At 65.3% G+C, this 23,073-nt stretch carries 21 protein-coding genes, 1 tRNA gene and 1 rRNA gene; 9 read left to right on the top strand and 14 right to left on the bottom strand.

From position 1 onward, the window contains the following. Positions 1-36 precede the first annotated feature (36 nt). The 9 genes from endA to NJT13_RS10460 all read right to left on the bottom strand — a co-directional run bounded on the left by endA (position 37) and on the right by NJT13_RS10460 (position 7,096). Complete coding sequence (gene endA / locus NJT13_RS10500; protein WP_254521518.1) at positions 37-1,131, bottom strand: tRNA-intron lyase; 1,095 nt, start codon at positions 1,129-1,131, stop codon at positions 37-39. Positions 1,132-1,415: 284 nt separating this feature from the next. Beyond that, positions 1,416-2,192 (bottom strand): DUF91 domain-containing protein, encoded by a 777-nt coding sequence (locus tag NJT13_RS10495; protein WP_254521517.1) that lies wholly within the window; start codon positions 2,190-2,192, stop codon positions 1,416-1,418. A gap of 108 nt (positions 2,193-2,300) precedes the next feature. Further along, the gene (locus NJT13_RS10490) at positions 2,301-2,591 is read right to left on the bottom strand and encodes a MazG-like family protein (protein ID WP_254521516.1); all 291 of its coding nucleotides are present in this window, start codon (positions 2,589-2,591) and stop codon (positions 2,301-2,303) included. A gap of 61 nt (positions 2,592-2,652) precedes the next feature. After that, entirely contained in the window at positions 2,653-3,279 is a 627-nt protein-coding gene (locus tag NJT13_RS10485) for an OsmC family protein (protein ID WP_254521515.1), read from the bottom strand. A 190-nt stretch (positions 3,280-3,469) separates the two neighbouring features. Then, a complete protein-coding gene (locus NJT13_RS10480) occupies positions 3,470-3,700 on the bottom strand; it encodes an Lrp/AsnC family transcriptional regulator (protein WP_254521514.1) in 231 nt (76 codons plus the stop codon). Between the two features lie 181 nt (positions 3,701-3,881). Then, on the bottom strand, positions 3,882-4,652 hold the full coding sequence (locus NJT13_RS10475) for a hypothetical protein (protein ID WP_254521513.1): 771 nt from the start codon (positions 4,650-4,652) through the stop codon (positions 3,882-3,884). A gap of 172 nt (positions 4,653-4,824) precedes the next feature. Beyond that, positions 4,825-5,958: a DUF7343 domain-containing protein gene (locus NJT13_RS10470; protein ID WP_254521512.1), complete on the bottom strand. Its 1,134-nt coding sequence runs from the start codon at positions 5,956-5,958 to the stop codon at positions 4,825-4,827. A 211-nt stretch (positions 5,959-6,169) separates the two neighbouring features. Continuing rightward, positions 6,170-6,544 (bottom strand): hypothetical protein, encoded by a 375-nt coding sequence (locus NJT13_RS10465; protein ID WP_254521511.1) that lies wholly within the window; start codon positions 6,542-6,544, stop codon positions 6,170-6,172. 18 nt (positions 6,545-6,562) lie between these two features. Further along, positions 6,563-7,096: a hypothetical protein gene (locus tag NJT13_RS10460; protein ID WP_254521510.1), complete on the bottom strand. Its 534-nt coding sequence runs from the start codon at positions 7,094-7,096 to the stop codon at positions 6,563-6,565. Between the two features lie 394 nt (positions 7,097-7,490). On the opposite strand from NJT13_RS10460, the gene NJT13_RS10455 reads away from it, so the two are divergent. Then, complete coding sequence (locus NJT13_RS10455) at positions 7,491-8,132, top strand: DJ-1/PfpI family protein (protein WP_254521509.1); 642 nt, start codon at positions 7,491-7,493, stop codon at positions 8,130-8,132. 122 nt (positions 8,133-8,254) lie between these two features. After that, positions 8,255-8,911 (top strand): HAD family hydrolase, encoded by a 657-nt coding sequence (locus NJT13_RS10450; protein WP_254521508.1) that lies wholly within the window; start codon positions 8,255-8,257, stop codon positions 8,909-8,911. Between the two features lie 100 nt (positions 8,912-9,011). Here the strand turns inward: NJT13_RS10450 and NJT13_RS10445 are convergent, their stop codons facing one another. The 3 genes from NJT13_RS10445 to NJT13_RS10435 form a co-directional block, all read right to left on the bottom strand. Next, positions 9,012-11,363 carry a DEAD/DEAH box helicase gene (locus NJT13_RS10445; RefSeq protein WP_254521507.1) on the bottom strand — a complete coding sequence of 784 codons (2,352 nt, stop codon included), beginning with the start codon at positions 11,361-11,363 and terminating at the stop codon, positions 9,012-9,014. A gap of 217 nt (positions 11,364-11,580) precedes the next feature. Further along, complete coding sequence (locus NJT13_RS10440) at positions 11,581-12,192, bottom strand: DUF7978 family protein (RefSeq protein WP_254521506.1); 612 nt, start codon at positions 12,190-12,192, stop codon at positions 11,581-11,583. 58 nt (positions 12,193-12,250) lie between these two features. Continuing rightward, a complete protein-coding gene (locus NJT13_RS10435; RefSeq protein WP_254521505.1) occupies positions 12,251-12,766 on the bottom strand; it encodes a PH domain-containing protein in 516 nt (171 codons plus the stop codon). Between the two features lie 187 nt (positions 12,767-12,953). Here NJT13_RS10435 and lipA point away from each other — a divergent pair, with 187 nt between their 5' ends. The 5 genes from lipA to lpdA all read left to right on the top strand — a co-directional run bounded on the left by lipA (position 12,954) and on the right by lpdA (position 19,571). Next, entirely contained in the window at positions 12,954-13,970 is a 1,017-nt protein-coding gene (lipA, locus tag NJT13_RS10430; protein WP_256549391.1) for a lipoyl synthase, read from the top strand. Between the two features lie 280 nt (positions 13,971-14,250). Continuing rightward, positions 14,251-15,360 carry a pyruvate dehydrogenase (acetyl-transferring) E1 component subunit alpha gene (gene pdhA, locus NJT13_RS10425; RefSeq protein WP_254521503.1) on the top strand — a complete coding sequence of 370 codons (1,110 nt, stop codon included), beginning with the start codon at positions 14,251-14,253 and terminating at the stop codon, positions 15,358-15,360. A gap of 1 nt (position 15,361) precedes the next feature. Beyond that, the gene (locus NJT13_RS10420) at positions 15,362-16,354 is read left to right on the top strand and encodes an alpha-ketoacid dehydrogenase subunit beta (protein WP_254521502.1); all 993 of its coding nucleotides are present in this window, start codon (positions 15,362-15,364) and stop codon (positions 16,352-16,354) included. 1 nt (position 16,355) lies between these two features. After that, a complete protein-coding gene (locus NJT13_RS10415; RefSeq protein ID WP_254521501.1) occupies positions 16,356-17,990 on the top strand; it encodes a 2-oxo acid dehydrogenase subunit E2 in 1,635 nt (544 codons plus the stop codon). A gap of 111 nt (positions 17,991-18,101) precedes the next feature. Further along, positions 18,102-19,571, top strand: a complete 1,470-nt coding sequence (lpdA, locus tag NJT13_RS10410; RefSeq protein ID WP_254521500.1) for a dihydrolipoyl dehydrogenase — start codon at positions 18,102-18,104, stop codon at positions 19,569-19,571. A gap of 199 nt (positions 19,572-19,770) precedes the next feature. Here the strand turns inward: lpdA and NJT13_RS10405 are convergent, their stop codons facing one another. Both NJT13_RS10405 and NJT13_RS10400 read right to left on the bottom strand, forming a co-directional pair. After that, positions 19,771-20,067, bottom strand: coding sequence for a DUF7521 family protein (locus NJT13_RS10405; RefSeq protein ID WP_254521499.1), 297 nt, complete (start codon positions 20,065-20,067; stop codon positions 19,771-19,773). Then, a complete protein-coding gene (locus NJT13_RS10400; RefSeq protein WP_254521498.1) occupies positions 20,064-20,441 on the bottom strand; it encodes a transcriptional regulator in 378 nt (125 codons plus the stop codon). Before NJT13_RS10400 ends, NJT13_RS10405 begins: the two co-directional genes overlap by 4 nt. A gap of 908 nt (positions 20,442-21,349) precedes the next feature. On the opposite strand from NJT13_RS10400, the gene NJT13_RS10395 reads away from it, so the two are divergent. Together NJT13_RS10395 and NJT13_RS10390 are read left to right on the top strand one after the other, a co-directional pair. Next, a 16S ribosomal RNA gene (locus NJT13_RS10395) occupies positions 21,350-22,824 on the top strand. Positions 22,825-22,987: 163 nt separating this feature from the next. Then, a tRNA-Ala gene (locus NJT13_RS10390) sits at positions 22,988-23,059 on the top strand. Positions 23,060-23,073 lie beyond the last annotated feature (14 nt).

Raw genomic sequence — 23,073 nt, 5'->3', positions numbered from 1 at the left:
CGTCGAATTCCGGCGCCGTGCGGACCGCGCCGGTTCCTACGGCGTGAGCCGCTCGAGTGACCACCACTCGATACCGCCGGTTTCGTCCGCCTCGCGCTCTCCGTCGTGACCGGGTCCGTCGTCGACGAGTGCGAACACCATCGTCTTTCGGACGCCGTGAGCGAGTCGAACGTCGAGCGCCAGATCGCGCGGCTCGAATACGTGCGCCCCGGGATGGACCCGAATCAACAACTCCGAGTGTCCCAGTTCGTCGACTGACGTCACGTCGGCGTACGTGCGGAAATCAGCGCCGAACTTGTACCCCGTCTTCGGGACGAGTCCGCGCTCTCGCAGGACCGTGTACACGGTCAGCCGCCGATCGAACCGTTCGCCCTCGACCTCGCGGCCCCGTTTGCGGACCGTTTCGGGATCGAGGGACAGCGCTCCCCGTTCGGCGAGGTAGGCCGCTTCGAGCAGCGAACACTGCAGCGTCGGCCGCTCGTACTCTCTGCCCTCGAGTGGCTGGCCGTAGAACCGTTTCTCGTAGAGTTCCAGCGGCGGATCCCAGACCACGACCCGATCGGCCAGCAGGTCGGCCTCGCAGTTCGACGGCAACGCGGCGTCGGTGCCCGACGTTCCCGACGGGTCGCGGCGGCCGACCTCGAAGTACGTAATTTCGCTCTCCTCGTCGACCACGGCCAGCACGCCCTCCCGGAGTTCGCTCGCCGGGATATCGGTTCGTTCACCGACGATCCGCAACGCGTAGGCGATTTCGCCGTCTCTCGGTCCTTTTCCGCGCGGGAACACGGCGAAGTCGGCCTCGCCGCTCGGCGGGACCGGGATCCACGGCTCCGCGGCCGGCGAGAGGTAAAATCCCCGCGATCGCAGATCCGCGTAGACGAGAAAGCGAACTCCGAAGTCTCGGCCCGGTTCGCGGGCCATGAAATCGCGGAATTCGAGGCGCTGGTCGCGATCAACGTCGACGATGGCCTCGAGATCTCCCCGGTACAGCAGGTGGGCCGCCTCGACGGGAGCGAGCGCGATTTCGTTCCCGTCGAGCGGATAGCCATAGCCCCGCGAGTCGTGATACCGCTGGCGTGCGTCGCCGCCGACGCGGACGACGCCGTCGTCTAATCGCCCCTCGAGTGCCATAGCTGGTCTTTGCCGGCCGGGACTAAGTGACTGCGGATCGATTCCTCGCGTTCGCTGTGGTCGCGTCCGCTCCTCCCCCCGAGGCTGCTTCGGAAACTCCACCTCTGAGACCGCCTGGAAAGCCCCTGGCGCCTCGACTCCCACGACTCGCTGCGGTCCTCATCGCGTTACTCCTGCGGTCCTTGCGTCGTCGTGGTTCGTCCACCGCGCCAGCCCCTTTCAGTCCCGCCCACCGCAGCGGCGGCTGATTGGTGGGCTACGGGACGGCGGTTGTGCCGGTCCGTTCAGTCGTCCGCCGCGGATTCGGCCTCGAGCACTCCATCCAGCGCTCGATCGCAGCTCGTGTCGAGACACCGGGTGCCGCGAGCGGTTTCGAACGTCGGCAGGCCACAGCCACACTCGCCGTCGACGACGCCGGCGGGAACGGCGAAGCCGGTGTCGCAGTCGGGATAGTGTTCGCAGCCAGCGATGAGCCCGCCCCGACGGAGGATCCTGAGGTCGCCGTCGCACTCCGATTCGGGACAGGCCCACTGGCGATCGAAGGCCCGACTGACCGCCGCGTCGAGTGACTCACAGGCCCGGTCGAGACAGACGTCGAACGCGAGGCCCCGTTCGACGCGCATCCGGGGGAGGCCACAGTCGCAATCGCCCTGTCCGTCTCGAATGGTCGCGTCCGCCGGCACGCCGTAGCGGTCGCCGCATCGGACGCAGTGGACGCCGTTCGAGCGCACGAGCGCGCCGTCACAGTCGGGACACGCCCCGACAGGCGTCCCGGCGGCCGAGGTCGGATAGTGTGCGAAGCCGTCCTGTTCGTGGGCCGCGATCCGCAACGTCTGGGTGTCTTTCTTCGCCACGAGCGTGAAGTCGCCCCGCCGATTGCTCGAGAGGCTGTCGGCGCGGGTGATCCAGGCGACCGGTTGATAGCCGTCGATGTCGTGGACCAGCACGGTGTTGTCCGGTTTGACGATCGTGGTTACTCGACCGCGGTACTCCTTCCGGTCCGCATCTTCGGCGATAACGGTGCAGTCGCCCGCGAGGACGCGGATCGCGTCGTCGATCATAGGACCGTTGGCCCCGGTTTCGTACTTAAACTCGAGGATGAAACGGTCACCCGCCTCGGGGTCACGCCCCGTGGCATCCGCCTCGACAACCTGTGAACCCGCCTCCGATCACCTCCCCGACCCGGGCGTCGAACTGTCCTCCATGCGATTTTCGTACTTCTCGAGAGCGTCCGCGAGCGCATCGGAAGCGTCGATTTCGAGCGCCTCGCAGACTGCAAGCAGCGCGAATAGAGCGTCCCCGAGTTCGAGATCGGCTGGCGAGGATCCGTACTCTGTCGACGTGTTCGCCTCCTCCGCGAGTTCTCCGACCTCCGATACGAGATCGAGGAGCCTGAACGCCGGCGGCGTCTCGAGGTCGTTCGCTTCGATGAATTCCGCAACGTCCCGTTGTTCGTCCACGTTCGGTGTCGCTCCAGCGCGAACAAAAAATCGATCGGATCCGAACGTCTCCCGGACCCCGTCAGGCGGTCGCGCTGAAATCGGTCTTCGGCCTGTTGGGGTGTTCGAGCGTCACGAGGTTGTAGACGGGCGAGCGTTTGTAGTACTCGCGAACGGCCGCTTTTTCCGCGTCGGTGAGATCGCCCGTCACCGCGATGTCGATCTCGAGTTCGCCGTACATCTCGTGGGCGCTGTCGACGTCGCGGATGCCAAAGAGCATCCGAAGGTCGATCGGAGCGCGAACCGTCGTGGTCACGTCGTCGATCTCGATCCCTTCCCGGATCGCGTTGAAGACGACCGTTCCGTTGATACACGCCGTGAGGCCGGCCAGCGCGCCCTCGACTGCTTCGTAGCGGTCGGTCGGCTCGAGATATCCCATCGCGTCCTCGAGTTCCGGCGGCAGGCCGAATTCGAGGGTGTGTTCGCGATCCGCACCCATCTCTTCGCCCCCGAGTGCCCACTCGCCGATCGTCGCGGTGGTCCGATTCGCCACCTCTTCGGTGACCCCCGAGGCGCGGAATTCGAGCGTGGCCTCGTCCGGATTTGCTTCCACCCAGTCGATGAACTCGAGGTGTTCTCCCGCGTCTACGCCGTGTTCCATTTCTCCTTTCCGTTCCGCTGCAGGCTGGCGGTGCTCGTCTGGTGTCATCGTCCTTCCTCGGTTACGAGTAGGTTCCCGTAGGTCTTAATCACATATTACGATTTTATCGGATCATCTGGAAGGACGTCCAGTGTGCCGGACCTGTCGGCAGATTATTTTACAAGACGGGGCGATTCGGTCGGGGTCGTCGATCCTCGCCGAGCCAGACTCGGACGATTTCTCCGAGTCGCCGATTCTGTCAGTCGATGCAGATGTACGTTCGCGTCGTCCCGACGCCCTCGAGCGGGCGGATCGACGATGTGACGGTCCTGAGCACGTCGTGGGGGGTCTCGCCTTCCAGTTCGATCATCACGTCGAAGTCTCCCGCGATGACGTGCGCATCGACGACGCCATCGACCTCTGTCAGTGCCTCACAGACTTCGTCGGACGTTCCGGTCGCGGCATCGACCGTCGTATACGCGTACACCATTTCTCGACGCTTCGTTTCCGAGCGGCAAAAAACGGAAGTGTGACCGGCGATGTCGGCGGTCCCGCCGTCGATTCTCCCGACGGGCCGCAGCGTCGTCGAGTTCCCCGACCCAGTTGCACGCCATCGGTTCCCTCGAGCGGCTCACCGCCTGTCAGCCCGCAGCCCCCGGGCAGCGACACGCCTATCCGGACTCGGGACCGTCTTCCGACCGCGAATCAGTCACCTCTCCATCGGCGGTCGATCCGGTCGTTTCGTCGGTCGACTCCGCGGTCGTTTCGTTTTCGCTGCCGTGACCTCGCCCGTCGTCTCGCTCCTCACCGTCGGTTCCGATCGGAGCGCCGGACTCGCGATCCGTTCCGATCGACCGGCCGATCTCGTCGCCGGCGACCGACCGAGCGATCGCCGCAGTTTCCGGGCCCCCGAGGTCGCCGGCACGGTCTCGAAGCGTTTGGACCGACTCGACGTCGATATCGTGGTCGGCGAGCACCGCCTCGGGTAATCCGGCCGCGGTCCGCTCGACCGCGGCAGCCTGCTGCTCGACCGTCCGCATCTCGGCGACGGTCGTCGCGACTTCCGCGCGATAGCGTCCCGCGCCGAGTTCGCCGGCCGCTCGTGACTCGTTCAACGCCTCGAGTCTGGCCTCGAGGTCGGCGAGACGCGTTTCGGTCTCTTCGAACTGGTCCGCGGCGATCGCCGCTTTCGCCCGGTCCGTCTCGGCGTTCGCGATCCTGACGCCGTAGGCTCGATTGGAGACGTCGCCCTCGATCTCGGCGTTCTGGACGCCGAGCGCGGCTGCGAACTGCTCGCCCGGCTCGATCGATTCGTTCCCCGCTTCGGAGTCGGTCATCTCCCGTGATCCGCTACTCGAGACGACGCTCGCCGCAGCGAGTGGGACGGCGATCGCCGCGACGACGAGCATCGTCGCCAGCGTGATCGTCGTGATTCGATTCATTGGTGTGATCTCGTATTCGCTCGGTGATATACGCTCGAGACGTTGGCGTGGGTCCAACGTCGATTAACGCCATTCAACGCCGTTTTCGACCCGGTGCTGTCCGTCGATTTCGACGAGTTCGACCGGACTACCCCGGTCGTCCGATTCGGTTCGCAGCACGTCCGCATTCGTGTCATTTCTCCTCGTCACCTGCGGCGTCGTCCGTCCGCTCGCCGTCTCCCTCGGGGAGCGAGAGCACGTTCTCGCGACCGAGGCGGAACGACTCGACCGTTCCCTCCTCTCGCATCCCGCTGATTACCTTGCTGGTCTTCGCGTCGGTCCAGCCGAGTTCCTCGACGACGTCCTGCTGTTTCATCCGCCCGTCGCGGTCCTGGAGGAGTCGGAGGACCTGCTCTTCGTTGCTGAGCAGTTCCATCTCCGGTGAACCGCTCGCGCTCGCAGCGCCGCCCGCCGTCGACGCCGCGGCGGTGTCCGGATCGGCCGCGGCCGCGGAACCGGGGTCGGAATCGCCGTCGGAATCGTCGGGTGCGCCGGCCGGCTGATCCGCCGTCGACGCGTGATTGCGGTACCACCAGCCGCCGATGACGCCGACCCCGATAACCGCGATCGCGAGCCCGGCGACGATCCCGGTGGCGGGCCCGCTTCCGGCGGTGGTGACGACGACTCGCGGTTCCCCGCTGATGAAGTCCGTTTCGCCGCCGCGCCAGATCACGGCATCGTCGCGTTCCTCGTCCGGGTCCGGCGTAACCGACGTCAGCTCGTAGCCGTCCGGCCACTCGATCAAGAGCCGCGTCCCGTCGTCGAGGTATATCCCCTCGATCGCGTCGCCGGCACGCAGTTCGGCGCCGTCGACGGCGGCGAACCCGTGCCAGCTGAACGTGTACCTGACGACGCCGTACGTGCGCGCGAACGACTGTCGATCGGTACTCACGTCGAACCCGTCGGCGCTCATGTCACGCCCCGTTGCGTCGCTCGCCGTCGCGACCGTCTCGGTCATCCGGTCGGCGAACGTCCGCGTGTAGTTCTCGGGGTCGTCCCGGACGTCGTTCTGGAGCGACTCGAACGCCGCCGCGCTCTCGTTGTCGTCGAGTCGGACCCAGAACTCGAGGGTCCACTCGGCGGTCCCGTCAGGTCGGATAGTCGCGTCGATCCGCACCTCGTCGGCGTCGATCTGATCCTGCTGGAGGGTAAACGGACTCGACTGTGACCCTCCCGGATCCGCGGCCTGGCTGGCGGCGACGGCCGGCCCGAAACCGGTCACCAGTACCGCCACGATTACGATCGTGACGCCGACGCGACCGTTCATACCGCTGGATGAGCGCACCATCGCTTAAACCACACGAAAGTCGGTCCTCGGTGTCAGTATCCGACGCACTAACCGTCGTCGGGTCGCGGTGATCGACTCGAAACTCGGAGCGGACTCGAAAAGACGTGGGGAACGGGACATCGTTTGAGGGGGAGTGGAAGGACGCGTCAGGGGGGACGAAAGCGGCGGACACCCGTCGACGGGCTTCGCGTCAGGCACCCGGCACGCCGGGCGCCTGGAGTGAACCGATACCGACCAGTTCGAGGGCCGCGAGGACGACGACCGCTGCGACCCAGGCGACGACGCCCACGCCGGCCGACCGCCACCAGCCGAGTCGGTAGCGCCACCTGAGGACCGCGACCCACGCGACGAGCGCCAGCAGTCCACCGAGCAGCGGTATCGGCTCGAGAACGGCCCAGACCAGCGCGCCGAACAGCGCGGTCAGCACCGCGTGGGCGTAGTCCCGAGCGTCGGAGACGACGTAGGTGCCAGCGTGAAGGGCGGCACCGCCGACCAGCAGGCTCACGGCGAACGGGAGCAGTCGGTCCTCGAGTCCGATCGGCGCTGGCTGAGCGAATGGGGGCATAGTGTGTTACGTGGCGGTCTATTCGTCGGACTCGACCGATTCGGTTTCGCTATCGTCGGATTCGGTTTCGCTGTCGTCGGATTCGGTTCCGCTGTCGTCGGATTCGGTTCCGCTGTCGTCGGATTCGGTTCCGCTGTCGTCGGATTCGTTCCGCTCGGCGTCGGACCCGTCGGCGTCGTCGCCCGCTTCGTCACCGTCATCCGGCGTGATCTCGCTTATCGCGTCGCCGAGCGATCCCTCGAGGTCGCCGCTCAGGAACGCAGAGATCCGGTCGTGGATCGCGGAGACGTGATCGGGAACGTGCTCGGGGAGGTCGACGCTCGGTCCTCGACTGGTGCGTTCGTCGGCAACACCGTCGGCGGCGGTCCCGGACTCACTCTGATTGCTGTGCTCGTTTGCGCGCCGTTGCTCTTCGCCGGTGGCGCGTTGGTCGTCTGCATCGTCCGCGCCTGTGTCCACGGACACGGGGACGTTTCCCGGCGCTGCGGCGGCGAATCCGGTTGCCAGTACCAGCACTGCGCACACGGCTGCGATGAGCGTTGTTCGTTTCATAGCTCGCATCCGACTCTCGGTGGCCGGATCGACTTGAAGGGGGAGTGCCGTGAACCCGCTTTTCGAGCATTTGAGGCCATTTGACGGACGTTTTCGTCGGTTTGTCGCCGTTCAACGCCCATCGAACGAGGTTGGGCCGACGGCTCGCCGGTGAGACGAGAACCCTGCGAGCGGCGCGACCGGCCCGGTCCAGCGCGCGCGTATCGACCCCGCTCACGCCCCGAGCGAGATCCCGTTCGATGGGTGTGGATTGCTTTCGGACGTCCGTGGTTCGAGGGCCACTTCCGTTCGATATTCGCCGTTCAATCGTGCGATTTCGACCGGTCCGACGTCCGACACCTGGCGGGCGTGTCCGCCCGCAACGAGTATCCGGCCCGGTGACGATCACCGACGCATGGTCGACACGACTGCGGAAATCGTGCTGTTCGACGGGTTCGACGAACTCGACGCGATCGGTCCCTACGAGGTCCTCGAGAACGGGGCCCGGGCCGGCGCGTCGCTCGAGACGCGACTCGTCTCGCTCGAGTCGGACTCGGACGCGAACGGGCTCGACGGAGCGTCAGACGGATGGGATCTCGTGCGGGCGAGCCACGGTCTCCGAGTCGAACCCGAGGGGGCGCTCGGTGAGCCGGATCTCCTGTTCGTTCCCGGTGGCGGGTGGACCAGCGACGGGAGCGGGGTCCGGGCCGCCGTCGAGGACGGGGCTCTGCCGGCCGCCGTCGGTGATCTGCACTCGCGGGGCACGACGATCGCGTCGATCTGTACCGGCGCGATGGTGCTGTCCGAAGCGGGACTGCTCGAGGGCCGGCCTGCGACCACGCACGCCGTCGCCACCGCGGACCTGGACGCCGCCGGTGCGGACGTGGTCGACGAGCGCGTCGTCGACGACGGTGACGTCCTCACGGCCGGCGGCGTCACCTCGGGGATCGACCTGGCGCTCTGGGTGCTCGAGCGCGAGTTCGGCGAGGACGTGGCGTCCGAGGTCGCCGAGCGGATGGTCCACGAACGGCGTGGCGAGGTTCTCGGTTCGCAGTGATCTCGGCGGGTTCGCGGTGATCCCTGCGGGTCCGCGGTTGACCGCGATCCGCGGGACCGAACCCGCCGGCACACGATTGCGTGCCAAACGGCTATACGAGACGATCGACTACCCTGTCGTACATGGCTGCTGTGTTGTTCGATATGGACGGCGTGTTGGTCGACAGCGAAGACTACTGGGTCGACGTCGAGCGCGAGGAACTCTTTCCTGCGGCCGTCCCCGATGCGGACGTCGATCTCGAAGAGACGAGCGGGATGAACTTCCGCGAAATATACGACTATCTCGACGACGAGTACGGCACGGCCATCTCCCGCGAGGAGTTCGTCCAGCGGTTCAACGAGGCCGCCGGGGAGATCTACACCGAACGTGCGGAGTTGTTGGACGGTCTCCACGACCTCCTCGCCGAACTCGACGACCGCGGCGTCCCCACGGCGCTCGTCTCCTCGTCGCCCCACGACTGGATCGAGATGGTCACGGAGCGCTTCGACCTCGAGGGATCGTTCGATCGCGTCATCAGCGCCGACGACATCGACGGTGCGAGCAAGCCGGCCCCCGACGTCTTCGCGCACGCGGCCGACGAAATCGGCGTTCCGGCAGCGGAATGCGTCGTCGTCGAAGACTCCGCGAACGGGATCGAAGCGGCCGCTCGAGCCGGGACGATCGTTATTGCGTACCGGATCGACGCCCACGGCGACATCGATCGCTCGCCCGCGGACGAGATCGTCGACTCGCCCGCGGCGCTTCGAGAGTGCGTCCTCGAGTTGACGACCGAGCAATAGCCGCGTTTTCGAACGCCCGAACGGCCACGAGGCTCGCGCTCGCAACTGCGCTCTCGTCGTTCTCGCGGCCGCGCCCACACTCGTCTCGTATTCGCGGGCACTACCGAACGTCGACCGTCCGACTCGCCTCGAGCGGCACCAGCGGCGTCTCGGGGAAGGCGACGCTGACGGTGAACTCGAGCGCGTCGGCGTCGGCACCGAAAACGCCGACGGGGACGGTTTCTTGGTCGCGGAGGTAGGTGTTCGTGCTCGTCATCTCCACCCCGTTGACGGTCACTCGGATCCCGGCCCGCGCCGGTTCGCCGACGTTCCGAACCGTGACTTCGCGGACCTCGTTCTCGCCCGTCGCGATCGCGTCGGGGAACTGCCCCCACTCGAGTTCGATCGAGGGGAGCGACTGCGCCCCCTCGTAGACGCGTTCGGCGACGCCGTCGGAGAGCCCCGCATCGACGAGCCCGTCGACGCCAGCGTCGACGACGTCGCCGGGGGTCGTGACCCCCTCCTTCGCGAGTTTGCTGGCTCGGCCCGGCCCGACGCCGTCGATGGCGGTCAGCCCGACCGCGTCCTCGGCGACGCCGTTCTCGATGCGAGCCTCGACGCGACGCGCGAGGTTCGCGGCGTGGGGGCCGACGAACCGATCGAGGAAGGCCCCGAGCGCGGACACGAGTCGCGTGGCGTTGCGCCGGATGACCCAGGCGTCGCTGCGGAGTTCCGCGGGCGTGCTTCCGCTCGCCGCACCGCGGAGGATCGCGAGCACTTTGCGTTCGCCCGCGCCGAGATCCGCCGTGTCCGCCCCCACGAGCACCGCGTCGACCGCGTCGCGTTCGTCCTGACGGGCCGAAACCGAGTCGAACTCCTCGGCGGTCGCGACCGTCTCGAGGACGTCCTCGGCCTCGAGTCCGCCCGACGCCGCCCGATCGCAGAGCGCGGCGAAGTGCGCCGCCGTGTCGAGTCGGAGGTAGTACTTCGAGGTGAGCACGCCCAGCGGCGTCGCCTCGATCGAGAGGTCGTCCCCGGTCTCGACGAATCCCTCTTCGACGAGTCCCTCGAGGCAGTCGCGGACGCGCGTGCGAAGGTTCGGAAAGTCGTAGTCGTCGGGCCGCGACTGCCCGCGGACGTAGTAGAACGTCGTCTCGAGCCAGTCCATCACGTCCTCCAGGTCGGTGATCGTCCCCATCGCGATCTCGGCGTTGAGATGGGTTTCCAGACTCTCCGCGAGGCGGGACTCGATCTCCTTGCCGTCGCGGAGCAGCCGGCGGTACTTGTCCGCCTCGGCCGCGTCGCAGACGACCCAGCCGTATCCGACGTCGTCGTACCCCGGCCGACCGGCGCGGCCCAGCATCTGGAGGACGTCCAGGGGGCTCATGTCGACTTCGCCCTCGAGCGGATCGTGGAGTTTCGTATCGCGGATGACGACGCAGCGAGCGGGCAGGTTGACCCCCCAGGCCAGCGTCGACGTCGAAAAGAGCAGTTCGACGTGGCCCTGTTTGAACCACTCCTCGATCAGGTCGCGATCGTTCTTCGAGAGCCCCGCGTGGTGAAACGCGACGCCGTCGAGGACCGAATTTCGCAGCGTCGAATCGTCGAGTTCCTTCGATTCGGTGTGGAAATCGTAGTCGCCGCGGACCCCCATCGGGACGTCGCGTTCGGCGACCTCGTCGCGGGCCTTCTTCGCGGCCTGAACGGTGTCCTGCCGGGAGGAAACGAACACCAGCGACTGGCCGTCCTCGCGGAGGTGGGGCTCTGCGAGGTCGAGCGCCCGGTAGAGGCGGCGGTATTTGTCCGCGAAGGAGTTCTCCCCGTGCGTGTACGTCTTGACCCCCGCGTTGAGGTCGACCGGGCGGTACTCCTCGCCGAACTCGAAGGTCGTCTCCGCCGGGGCGTCGAGCCACGCCGCCACGTCGGAGACGTTCGGCATCGTCGCCGACAGCGCGACGATGCGGGGCTCACAGAGCCGGCGGAGACGGGAGATCGTCACCTCGAGGACCGACCCGCGGCGGTCGGCGTCGAGCAAGTGAACTTCGTCGATGACGCAGACGTCGATGTCGGTGACGAAGTCGTACCGTCGCGAATCGTGTTTCCGGGTCGCCGAGTCGAGTTTTTCGGGGGTCATCACGAGGATGTCCGCCCGGCGCGCGCGCCGCGGGTTCAGGTCCCGCTCGCCGGTGACGACGTAGACCGAGTAGTCGAGCGACTCGAAGCGGTCCCAGTCGTCTTCCTTCTCGTTCGTGAGCGCTCGCAGCGGCGCGATAAACAGCGCCGTTCCGCCGTCGGAAAGCGCCTTGCAGATCGCCAGTTCCGCGAGCGCGGTCTTCCCCGAGGCCGTCGGCGCGCTCGCGACGACGTTCTCGTCTCGCTCGAGCAGTGCGGGCAGCGCCTCGCGTTGCATCCGGTTGAACTCGTCGAAGGCGAAGGCGTCGGCAAATTCGGGCAGAACCTCGGCGACCTCCATCACACGGACACGGGAAGTGCCGGGTGAAAGGCGTTTCTGTCCCGGTCTGTTTCGGCGGCCGCGGCCGATCCGGCGCCATGCCGTGCCCTTTTACCGGGCGCGACGGCCGCCTCGTTCGTCGCTGCGTCCCGACCGCCCGGTTCGGCGCGGTGCGCTCGAGTCGCGGCCGCGACCGGATCCGTTCTCGAATCGGCGACGCGAACTCTCGCGGGATCGATTACCGCTCGCGGACGGCGACGGTCAGCGCCGCCCCGCCGGTGGCAAACACCAGCGGGTAGATAATTCCACCGAGCAAAACGGCGGGCACGAGTGCGGGTGCGAACGAACTGCTCGCCTCGATTCCGAACGCGGAGCCTTCGACGCTGAACTCGGACACGATCGCACCGATGCCCAGTACCACGGTGTACCCGATCGCGACGGGCGCGCCGACGACGACCGCGTCGGCGAAATCTGTAACGTCCCACCGCACGGCGAGGAACACTCCGACCGCGAGTAACACGAGCGGCGGCACGAAGTACAACAGATCGGCGTTCGAACTGCTCGACTCGGCGATGAAGTTCACGGTATCCGTCCCCCCCAACGATCCGACGCTACCGGTCGTTTCGACGTCGACCATGTGGGCGTTGAAGAAGTACCAGGCGACTCCCTTCCATTCGGCGAGGTTTTCGGCGACGAAATCGGGGACGTTCTGGCGAATCTCGCCGCTGACCAGCGCGTACGTCACGAGATATCCGATTACGGCGGCGAATACCCCGGATCCCGCACTCGCCGTGACGTTCGAACTGCGCGATCCGGCGGCGGTCCCAACTGCTGCCGACTGTGACGCCATTTCGTCAAATACGGATGTGCGTTAATATAATGGATCTTACGATATGAACGGATATCGATTAGATAGCCGACGTATCGGTCGCAATTTCCTCGAGCTGGTCGCTTAGCCGGCTGCTGGCCCGTTCCGGCTGTGAAACGCGTTCGAACGTCAGTTCCGGATCGCCGGACCCGGCGGTGTAGACCGTCAGGTCGCCGTATCCCAGCAGGCGACCGATCCCCGTTTGTCGTAGGCTGATGTTCTGGACGCGATCCAGACGGAACTGGGTCACGTCCCTCGAGACGATCCCCCGTTTCTTGTAGAGTTCCGAGGTGGTGATGACGTAGCGGGTGTTCGTCCAGACGAGGTAGCGAACGAGTGCGACGGCCGCGCCGACGACCGTGACGAAAACGCCGAGAAACGTCAGGAGACCGACGCCGCCGGTTCCGCTCCAGCCGGCGACGAGAAACCCGACCAGTGCGAGCGCGACGCCGACCGGCAACCAGGGCCCCATCGTGATCGGGTGCGGACGGCTCTCCCAGACGATGTCCTCGTCGTCGCTCAGGTGGAACCAGTCGGGCGTCGAGCCGAAGGCCATCGGCCTCGGTTATTCTGCACCCGTCCGTAAACCTATCGGGGTAACGGGCCGGTTACCACCAGTGCTACGTCGTTTCAGGCGGTTTGACGGTCCCTACTGGCCACGTCTTCGGACCGATCGCGAGGTCGCTCCGAGGCCGTCGTGCTGTCGTCGCAGGCGGACCGCGTGACCGCCACGGATCGGACGCGTGACCACCACGGTTTTCACCGCCCGGTCCGATAATCGACGTATGAGTCGTTCGCGCAAGCCCGACTGGCTGAAGAGTCGACCACCGTCGGGCCGGGAGTTCGCCGGCATTCGGGAGACGCTGCGCGAACACGACTTGCACACCGTCTGTGAGGAAGCGAACTGCCCCAACCTGGGCGAGTGCTGGTCGGGCCGCGACGGGGCCGACGGCAGCGGGCACACGGACGGCGGCGGGACGGCCACCTTCATGCTGATGGGTGATCGCTGCTCTCGAGCCTGCAATTTCTGCGACGTGAAAACGGGCGGGATGGAGCCGCTCGATCCCGACGAGCCCGAAAATGTCGCGAGCGCCATCGCCGAGATCGGCCTCGACTACGTCGTCCTCACGAGCGTCGACCGCGACGACCTTCCGGATCAGGGTGCCGGTCACTTCGCCGAGACGATCCGCGAGATCAAAGCTCGCCACCCCGGCATCCTCGTCGAAGTACTCATTCCCGACTTCCGGGGTGAACGACGGCTCGTCCGGAAGATAATCGACGCCGAACCGGACGTGATCGCCCACAACGTCGAAACCGTCGAACGCCTGCAATTTCCCGTCCGCGACCGCCGCGCGGGCTACGAGCAGAGCCTCTCGGTCCTCGAGTGCGTCGAGCGAGAATCGGACATCTACACGAAGACCTCGATCATGCTCGGCCACGGCGAGTACGACCACGAGGTCTACCAGACGCTCGCGGATCTGCGCGAACGCGGCGTCGACATCGTGACGCTCGGCCAGTACCTCCGGCCGTCGCGCGACCACCTCGCGGTTCGTCGCTACGATCATCCGGACAAGTACGAGACGTGGCGTCGCGTCGCCGAGGAGGAGTTAGGCTTCCTGTACTGCGCCAGCGGACCGATGGTGCGGTCGTCGTACAAAGCCGGCGAACTGTTCGTCGACGCCGTCTTGCGGGAAGGCAAGAGCGTCGCGGCGGCGAGGGCCGACGCGCGCCGGACGCGGCCACAGCGGACCGAATCTTAACCGATCGCCCCGCGCGTACCCGCCCCTCTCCGCCCGCTCTCGACCGCCCACGTGGTTGCTCCATCGAACTTCGATTTCGTCCAGTCTTCTCTCCCCTCTCCCGTCTGAATTCGACGAATGGCAAAAAATGGTTACTTTCGACCACTCTCGTCCACTCCTGTCGACTGACTCACCGTGGTTCCACGAACGACTGGCAAGAATCTCACTGATAGTAAACTATTTGGGAAACTCCTTTACCGTGAGCGATAGATTAGTGAGATATGTGCAGGTGGGTCTTCCCGTGAGCACGATACAGCGCGATCCCCGCGAACGAGTACAGGTTCTCGACGAGGCGGGCAGGGTCAGAGAGGGCGCCGACGTCCCGGACCTCTCCGAGGACCAGCTCGTCGAAATGTACGAACAGATGCGACTCGTCCGTCGTTTCGACGAGCGGGCCGTCAGCCTCCAGCGTCAGGGACGGATGGGAACCTATCCGCCCCTGTCCGGACAGGAGGGCGCACAGGTCGGCAGCGCACACGCGCTCGATGCCGACGATTGGGTCTTCCCCAGCTACCGCGAACACGGCGTCGGACTGGTTCACGGGCTCTCCCTCGAACGGACGTTGCTCTACTGGATGGGCCACGAGCAGGGTAACTACGTGCCCGCGGACGTCAACATCTTCTCCGTCGCCGTTCCGATCGCGACTCAGATCCCCCACGCGACCGGTGCAGCCTGGGCCTCGAAACTCCGCGACGAGGACCGAGCGTTCGTCTGTTACTTCGGCGACGGCGCGACCTCGGAAGGCGACTTCCACGAGGGGCTCAACTTCGCCGGCGTCTTCGATACGCCGACGGTCTTCTTCTGTAACAACAACCAGTGGGCCATCTCCGTGCCGCGCGAGCGCCAGACGGCGAGCGATACCCTCGCCCAGAAGGCGACCGCCTACGGATTCGAAGGCGTTCAGGTCGACGGGATGGATCCGCTCGCCGTCTACAAGGTCACCCGCGACGCCGTCGAGAAGGCGAAAAACCCCGATGCGGGCGAACTGCGGCCGACGCTGATCGAAGCGGTCCAGTACCGCTTCGGGGCCCACACGACCGCCGACGATCCCTCCGTCTATCGGCCCGACGAGGAGGTCGAACGCTGGAAACAGAAGGATCCCATCCCGCGACTCGAGACGTACCTGCGGTCGAACGGCATGCTCGACGACGAGCGAGTCGACGCGATCGAATCCCGGATCGAAGACGACGTCGCCGACGCCATCGACGCGGCCGAGTCGGCCGAACGGCCCGATCCCGAGGAAATTTTCGCACACGTCTACGAAGGGATGCCGCGGCGACTACAGGACCAACTCGAGTACTTCGAATCGATCCGCGAGGACTACGGCGACGACGCGCTCTTGGAGGGCTAACATGGCAGCAGAATCACGAGCGGAAGACCTCACGCTGGTACAGGCGGTACAGGACGGGTTGCACACCGAAATGGAACGCGACGACGACGTCGTGGTCATGGGCGAGGACGTCGGCCGGAACGGCGGCGTCTTCCGCGCGACCGAGGGGCTGTACGACGAATTCGGCGAGAACCGCGTGATCGACACTCCCCTCGCTGAGTCGGGGATCGTCGGGACGGCGATCGGGATGGCCGCCTACGGAATGCGGCCGATACCCGAGATCCAGTTCATGGGCTTCATCTACCCCGCGTTCGATCAGATCGTCTCGCACGCGGCGCGCCTGCGGACGCGCTCGCGCGGACGATTCACCTGTCCGCTGGTCGTCCGGGCTCCCTACGGCGGGGGCATCCGCGCACCGGAACACCACTCCGAGTCGACGGAGGCGATGTTCGTCCACCAGCCGGGACTGCAGGTCGTCATCCCCTCGACTCCCTCCGACGCCAAGGGGCTGCTGGCCAGCGCCGTTCGGAGTCCCGACCCGGTGATCTTCCTCGAGCCGAAGCTCATCTACCGAGCGTTCCGTGAGGAAGTGCCGGCGGACTCGTATGCCGTGCCGATCGGCGAGGCGGCCGTCCGCCGCGAGGGCTCGGACATCTCGGTCTACACCTGGGGCGCGATGACCCGACCGACCCTCGAGGCCGCGGAGAACCTCGCCGGCGAGATCGACGTCGAAGTGGTCGACTTGCGGACGGTGTCGCCGCTGGACGAGGAGACAATCGTCGACTCCTTCAAGAAAACCGGCCGCGCTGCTGTCGTCCACGAAGCACCGAAGACGGGCGGTCTCGGCGCCGAAATAACCGCGACCCTACAGGAGGAGGCCCTCCTGTACCAGGAAGCGCCGGTCGAGCGCATCACGGGCTTCGACACGCCGTTCCCGCTGTACGCGCTCGAGGATTACTACCTGCCCGAACCGGCTCGCATCGAGGACGGGATTCGGAACGCGGTGGGGTTCTAAGATGGTCAGGGAGTTCGAACTGCCGGACGTCGGCGAGGGCGTCGCGGAAGGTGAACTCGTCACCTGGCTCGTCGAGGAAGGCGACGAGGTCTCGGAGGACCAGTCGGTCGCGGAGGTCGAGACGGACAAGGCGCTCGTGGAGGTTCCCGCACCGGTCGACGGCACCGTCCGCGAGTTGCACGTCGCGGAGGGAGAAATCGTCCCGGTCGGGACGGTGATCATCTCGTTCGACGAAGCCGGTGAACCCGCGACCGAACCTCCCGCAGCGACGAAGGAGGAATCCGCTGCGGCCGATGGAGCGGACTCGACGACCGGCGGTGAAGCCCCAGAACGTCCCGGTGAGGCCCAGACCGAAACCGAGGCGGGTTCCACGCCCGACGACCGCGTCTTCGCACCGCCGCGCGTCCGTCGCACGGCGCGCGAGCGCGGGATCGACCTCTCGAGGATCGACGGAAGCGGTCCCGGCGGTCGGATCACCGCGGCCGACGTGCAGGCGGCGAACGGCGTCGAATCCGCCGCCGAACGGGGCCAGCCCCAGTCACAGACGCCCGCACCGACCGCCGACGAGGGAGAACCGGGTGAGTCGAGCGAGACCGGCGACGGCGAAGAACCCGCCGCGGAACCGTCTCCGGAGACCGCGACGGGACCTTCGCGGTCTCGCCGGTCCGAACCCCCGTCGCAGGGTGACGCGGCCGATCGTGACAGGACGCTGGCCGCGCCGGCGACTCGGCGACTCGCCGAGGAGGAAGGCATCGACATCGACGCCGTGCCCGCCGTCGAAGAACGCGACGGCGAGGCGTTCGTCACGCCAGCGGCCATCAGGGAGTACGCTGAGGTACAGAAGCGAGCGCAGGAAGCCGACCGCGAGGCGGTCGAAGCGGGCGAGCGGGTCGGGACGCGGGGCCCGGACGTCGCCGAGGGCGAGCGCGAACGCCGCGAACCGTTCACGGGCGTCCGCAAACGCATCGCCGAGGCGATGGTCGAGTCGAAGTACACCGCGCCGCACGTCACGCACCACGACGAGGTCGACGTCACCGCGCTCGTGGCCGCGCGAGACGAGCTCAAACCGCGCGCAGAGGACCGTGGGATCCGGCTGACCTACATGCCCTTCATCATGAAGGCCGTCGTCGCGGCGCTGAAAGACCATCCCGAGATGAACGCGGTCATCGACGACGCGAACGAAGAGATCGTCTACCGCGACTACTACAACATCGGGGTCGCGACCGCGACCGACGTCGGACTGATGGTCCCGGTGGTCGAAGACGCCGACCGGAAGGGCCTCCTGCAACTCTCTTCGGAGATGAACGAACTCGTCCAGAAGGCCCGCGACCGGACGATCAGCCCCGGCGAACTGCGCGGTTCGACGTTCACGATCACCAACGTCGGCGGCATCGGCGGCGAGTACGCCACCCCGATCATCAACTATCCCGAAGCCGGGATCCTCGCGATCGGCGAGATCAAGCGCAAACCGCGGGTCGTCACCGACGACGACGGCGCCGAATCGATCGAACCCCGTTCGGTGATGACGCTCTCGCTGTCGTTCGATCACCGGCTGTTGGACGGGGCCGTCGGTGCTCGATTCACGAATACGGTCATGGAGTACCTCGAGAACCCGAACCTCCTCTTGCTCGAGTGACCGAAGACGGGAGTTTTGAATACGAATGCGAGACGAACGTACTGCAGACCGATCGAAACCAGAGATACCGAACATGAGAGCAATCACACGCACGATGGAGACCGATAGCTGATGGTCGTCGGAGATGTCACCACCGGGACGGACGTCCTGGTCGTCGGCGCAGGCCCCGCTGGCTACGTTGCCGCGATCCGCGCCGGCCAACTCGATCTGGACGTGACGCTCGTCGAGAGAGACGCCTACGGCGGGACCTGTCTGAACTACGGCTGTATTCCCTCGAAAGCGCTTATTACCGCCACGGACGTCGCCCACGAGGCCGCGACCGCCGAGGAGATGGGGATCCACGCCGACCCCGCGATCGATCTCGCCGGGATGATCGACTGGAAAGACGGTGTCGTCGACCAACTCACGGGCGGCGTCGAGAAACTTTGCAAGGCAAATGGCGTGACTCTGCTCGAAGGCACCGCTCGCTTCGCGGACGAGAATACAGTCCGCGTCTCTCACAGCGGCGAGGGGCAGGGATCGGAGAGCGTCGAATTCGAACACGCGATCGTCGCGACCGGCTCTCGCCCCATCGAGATACCGAACTTCGAGTTCGACGACGAGCCCGTTCTGGACTCGAGACAGGCGCTTTCTCTCACGTCCGTCCCCGACTCGCTGGTCGTCGTCGGCGCCGGCTACATCGGGATGGAACTCGCGAGCGTTTTCGCCAAACTCGGGACCGACGTGACCGTCATCGAGATGCTCGACTCGATCCTTCCCGGCTACGACGAGGACCTCAAACGCCCCGTGAAGCAACGAGCGACCGACCTCGGGATCGACTTCGAGTTCGGCTACACCGCGTCGAACTGGCACGACCGCGACGAGGGCGGGATCCGCGTCGTCGCCGAGCCGGCCGATCGGGCCGCCGCCGATGGTGGGAACGAGGCCGAGCAACTCGTCGACGAACGCCTCGAGTTCGACGTCGATTCCGTGCTGGTCGCCGTCGGCCGCGAGCCGGTTTCGGACACGCTCGACCTGTCCGCCGCTGGCGTCGAGACCGACGATCGAGGCTTCATCGTCACGGATTCGCGCGCACGAACGACTATCGACCACATCTTCGCCGTCGGCGACGTCGCCGGCGAACCCATGCTGGCTCACAAGGGGAGTACGGAGGGAAAAGTCGCCGCCGAAGTGATCGCCGGCGAACCCGCGATGCTCGACCAGCAGGCGATCCCGGCCGTCGTCTTTACCGACCCCGAAATCGCCACCGTCGGCATGACCGAGTCCGAAGCGAGCGAAGCCGGCTTCGAGACCACCGTCGGCCAGTTCCCGTTCCGGGCCAGCGGCCGCGCGCTGACGACCGGCCACAGCGACGGCTTCGTGAAGATCGTCGCCGACGACGCCGACGGCTACCTCCTCGGCGCGTCGATCGTCGGCCCGGAAGCCTCTGAACTGATCGCGGAACTCGGATTCGCGATCGAGCTGGGTGCCACGCTCGAGGACGTCGCCGCAACAGTCCACGCCCATCCGACCCTCTCGGAGTCGGTGATGGAAGCCGCCGAGAACGCACTCGGACACGCGATTCACACCCTGAACCGGTAACGTGGTAATCGCCGGTGGTTCGCGTTCGGCGACGCGACGTTGCGCATTCGCCGCTCGCTTCCCGTCGAGTCGCACCGATCCGGCCGCTGGCCCGGACACGTTCGCTCTGCACCTCGTCGGGAGGATAACCGCGTTTTACCGCCACACCGGCAGCGACGACGTCCGTCCCAATCTCTCGTTACCGATCCGCCTTCGCCACTCACTGCACGTACAGTGAGTAGGCGATCACCAGAAAGCCGACGAGTACCAGACAGCTCTCGAGCAGAATCCCCGTCGCGAGTTCGACGCCGAGCACCTCGTACAGCATCCCCGCGAGCACCAGACCGAGCGTGACGAGGCCGAATCCGGCCGCGAGATACCCCAGCGCTCGTTGTCGGGTCCGGCGGTAGGCTTTGAACGAGAAGTACGTGATGACGCCTCCGACGAGGAGAACGAGGGTCTTGACGATGGCCAGTGCGAGCATCGTTTCGGGCGCTCCAGCGGGAAACGGATTCATGTCTCTCTTCGCACCTCCGACCACAGTTCCGCGAGTCGCTCGTCCGCCGTCCGGGCTGGCCGCTCGATCTGAACCGATAGTGCCCGTTCCTCGTCCAGGCCGAGCGTGATCTCGTCGAACGCGATCGAGTACTTGCTGGCGTGGTGGCCGTCCTGTCGAATCTCCGTCGACTCCTCGAGCAGCGTCGCGTCGGTCAACAATTCGAGCTTTCGGTATAACGTCGACTGAGGGATGTCACACTCTTTCGTTAGCTCTGAGGCCGTCATGGGTTCCTCGAGCTTTCGAATAATTTCGCGGCAGTCGGGATCGTCCAGCGCAGAGCAGATCTCCTCTGCGGACGGGGTTGACTCCGAAGCGAACGGGTCCCGGACCATTCAATTTCCCCTTACAACGCACGTGGTTTATCGGCATCGATGCGTTTCCCACCGCTCGCCGACTTCACACGACACCTTCTTGCGCGTGCGCGCTTGACGTCGACCACGCGGGTATCATCCGGCCCGACCGTACCTTCGAGGGTGGGATGACCGGCCGACCTCCGCCCGCGTGACATTTTCGGACCGCCGAGAGCCGTCCGACCACGCGATATCGTTTATTAATGTCATTGCTGCTATCATCTCGTGGAAAACCGTGCCATGGTACCGGATTCCGATGCGCTTCCGGTCCGACGGCCTTATATACTAACCCGGCGTTCGAAACTAATGCGAACGACGTGGCGCACGCCGCCACGTCCCCTCCGGCCGCGACCCGGCACGGAGGCAGGTATCATATCCACCCTCGGACAGGTTGTCGGTCCGATCCGACGGCCTTATAAGTATATGGGCGTTTCCCAAAGGATGTGTCCGTGGCCGGCATTCCCGGTCACGGCGATCCGACGCCTTTATACGTGTATGGGCACTCAGTTCGGATCGCACACGCCCTCGCCGGATGCGATTTTCGGCGCGGGTTCGATCCGACGCCCTTATATGTACGAGGGCAGTTGGATATGAACGCAACAAACGCGTGATCGACGGCCCGTTCAACTCGGGCCGTCATCTCGGGCGACGTGAGTTCGAAGGGGTTATGTACCCCAGACAGCTTACGAATACGTCCGAAGGAAATGAGGATCCTACCCCTGCGGTCCGCCGTATAGATGGGATCTGATGTTAGCCCTGGTAGTTCGGTGACGCCCGACCGGTCGTCGCGACCGGCTGTCGTCGTCGAACGTGGACCATTTACCAAATGTGTGAGTGTGTACAACATTCACCGCCAGACCCCGAGCACATCTCGGGGAGACATAGCATTCATTCCGGTTGATCCTGCCGGAGGTCATTGCTATTGGAGTCCGATTTAGCCATGCTAGTTGCACGAGTTCAGACTCGTAGCAGATAGCTCAGTAACACGTGGCCAAACTACCCTATGGACTCGGATAACCTCGGGAAACTGAGGCTAATCCGGGATACGGTTCGCAGCCTGGAAGTGGCGCGAACCCGAAACGTCCCGGCGCCATAGGATGTGGCTGCGGCCGATTAGGTAGACGGTGGGGTAACGGCCCACCGTGCCGATAATCGGTACGGGTTGTGAGAGCAAGAGCCCGGAGACGGAATCTGAGACAAGATTCCGGGCCCTACGGGGCGCAGCAGGCGCGAAACCTTTACACTGCACGAGAGTGCGATAAGGGGACTCCAAGTGCGAGGGCATATAGTCCTCGCTTTTCACCACCGTAAGGAGGTGGTAGAATAAGTGCTGGGCAAGACCGGTGCCAGCCGCCGCGGTAATACCGGCAGCACAAGTGATGACCGCTATTATTGGGCCTAAAGCGTCCGTAGCTGGCCACGCAAGTCTATCGGGAAATCCGCGCGCTCAACGCGCGGGCGTCCGGTAGAAACTGCGTGGCTTGGGACCGGAAGATCCAGAGGGTACGTCTGGGGTAGGAGTGAAATCCCGTAATCCTGGACGGACCACCGGTGGCGAAAGCGCTCTGGAAGGACGGATCCGACGGTGAGGGACGAAAGCTTGGGTCACGAACCGGATTAGATACCCGGGTAGTCCAAGCTGTAAACGATGTCTGCTAGGTGTGACACAGGCTACGAGCCTGTGTTGTGCCGTAGGGAAGCCGTGAAGCAGACCGCCTGGGAAGTACGTCCGCAAGGATGAAACTTAAAGGAATTGGCGGGGGAGCACTACAACCGGAGGAGCCTGCGGTTTAATTGGACTCAACGCCGGACATCTCACCAGCATCGACAATGTGCAGTGAAGGTCAGTGTGATGAGCTTACTGGAGCCATTGAGAGGAGGTGCATGGCCGCCGTCAGCTCGTACCGTGAGGCGTCCTGTTAAGTCAGGCAACGAGCGAGACCCGCACTCCTAATTGCCAGCAACACCCTTGCGGTGGTTGGGTACATTAGGAGGACTGCCAGTGCCAAACTGGAGGAAGGAACGGGCAACGGTAGGTCAGTATGCCCCGAATGTGCTGGGCGACACGCGGGCTACAATGGCCGAGACAGTGGGATGCCACCCCGAAAGGGGGCGCTAATCTCCGAAACTCGGTCGTAGTTCGGATTGAGGGCTGAAACTCGCCCTCATGAAGCTGGATTCGGTAGTAATCGCCGTTCAGAAGACGGCGGTGAATACGTCCCTGCTCCTTGCACACACCGCCCGTCAAAGCACCCGAGTGGGGTCCGGATGAGGCCGGCGTAACGCCGGTCGAATCTGGGCTCCGCAAGGGGGCTTAAGTCGTAACAAGGTAGCCGTAGGGGAATCTGCGGCTGGATCACCTCCACAGACCGAGACCAGGCCGACGCGCCTGGCTCACTGCGGATCGCGATCGCGGTTTTCGAACCGCACACGTTCGATCGATACAGTCACTCGACTGGCCGATCGGGCACCTCAGAACTACCAGGGCTAACACCCAACTCCCTGCCCGCCTCTCACGAGGCGGGCGTGGGCCCATAGCTCAGTGGTAGAGTGCCTCCTTTGCAAGGAGGATGCCCAGGGTTCGAATCCCTGTGGGTCCATGTCTCGGAGGAAA

The organism is Natrinema caseinilyticum (assembly GCF_024227435.1).
Lineage (GTDB): Archaea > Halobacteriota > Halobacteria > Halobacteriales > Natrialbaceae > Natrinema > Natrinema caseinilyticum.
The sequence above is the reverse complement of the archived record's forward strand: the minus strand, read 5'-3'. Positions and strand labels throughout refer to the sequence as shown.

What these genes read in the sequence shown, in the direction of transcription:
- NJT13_RS10445 (WP_254521507.1), bottom strand. Translation starts at nt 11,363, where the DNA reads ATGGAGGTCGCCGAGGTTCTGCCCGAATTTGCCGACGCCTTCGCCTTC.
- NJT13_RS10450 (WP_254521508.1), top strand. Translation starts at nt 8,255, where the DNA reads ATGGCTGCTGTGTTGTTCGATATGGACGGCGTGTTGGTCGACAGCGAA.
- lpdA (WP_254521500.1), top strand. Translation starts at nt 18,102, where the DNA reads ATGGTCGTCGGAGATGTCACCACCGGGACGGACGTCCTGGTCGTCGGC.
- NJT13_RS10440 (WP_254521506.1), bottom strand. Translation starts at nt 12,192, where the DNA reads ATGGCGTCACAGTCGGCAGCAGTTGGGACCGCCGCCGGATCGCGCAGT.
- NJT13_RS10485 (WP_254521515.1), bottom strand. Translation starts at nt 3,279, where the DNA reads ATGACACCAGACGAGCACCGCCAGCCTGCAGCGGAACGGAAAGGAGAA.
- NJT13_RS10475 (WP_254521513.1), bottom strand. Translation starts at nt 4,652, where the DNA reads ATGAATCGAATCACGACGATCACGCTGGCGACGATGCTCGTCGTCGCG.
- endA (WP_254521518.1), bottom strand. Translation starts at nt 1,131, where the DNA reads ATGGCACTCGAGGGGCGATTAGACGACGGCGTCGTCCGCGTCGGCGGC.
- NJT13_RS10400 (WP_254521498.1), bottom strand. Translation starts at nt 20,441, where the DNA reads ATGGTCCGGGACCCGTTCGCTTCGGAGTCAACCCCGTCCGCAGAGGAG.
- NJT13_RS10470 (WP_254521512.1), bottom strand. Translation starts at nt 5,958, where the DNA reads ATGAACGGTCGCGTCGGCGTCACGATCGTAATCGTGGCGGTACTGGTG.
- NJT13_RS10455 (WP_254521509.1), top strand. Translation starts at nt 7,491, where the DNA reads ATGGTCGACACGACTGCGGAAATCGTGCTGTTCGACGGGTTCGACGAA.
- NJT13_RS10420 (WP_254521502.1), top strand. Translation starts at nt 15,362, where the DNA reads ATGGCAGCAGAATCACGAGCGGAAGACCTCACGCTGGTACAGGCGGTA.
- NJT13_RS10495 (WP_254521517.1), bottom strand. Translation starts at nt 2,192, where the DNA reads ATGATCGACGACGCGATCCGCGTCCTCGCGGGCGACTGCACCGTTATC.
- NJT13_RS10405 (WP_254521499.1), bottom strand. Translation starts at nt 20,067, where the DNA reads ATGAATCCGTTTCCCGCTGGAGCGCCCGAAACGATGCTCGCACTGGCC.
- NJT13_RS10415 (WP_254521501.1), top strand. Translation starts at nt 16,356, where the DNA reads ATGGTCAGGGAGTTCGAACTGCCGGACGTCGGCGAGGGCGTCGCGGAA.
- NJT13_RS10480 (WP_254521514.1), bottom strand. Translation starts at nt 3,700, where the DNA reads ATGGTGTACGCGTATACGACGGTCGATGCCGCGACCGGAACGTCCGAC.
- NJT13_RS10435 (WP_254521505.1), bottom strand. Translation starts at nt 12,766, where the DNA reads ATGGCCTTCGGCTCGACGCCCGACTGGTTCCACCTGAGCGACGACGAG.
- NJT13_RS10460 (WP_254521510.1), bottom strand. Translation starts at nt 7,096, where the DNA reads ATGAAACGAACAACGCTCATCGCAGCCGTGTGCGCAGTGCTGGTACTG.
- NJT13_RS10465 (WP_254521511.1), bottom strand. Translation starts at nt 6,544, where the DNA reads ATGCCCCCATTCGCTCAGCCAGCGCCGATCGGACTCGAGGACCGACTG.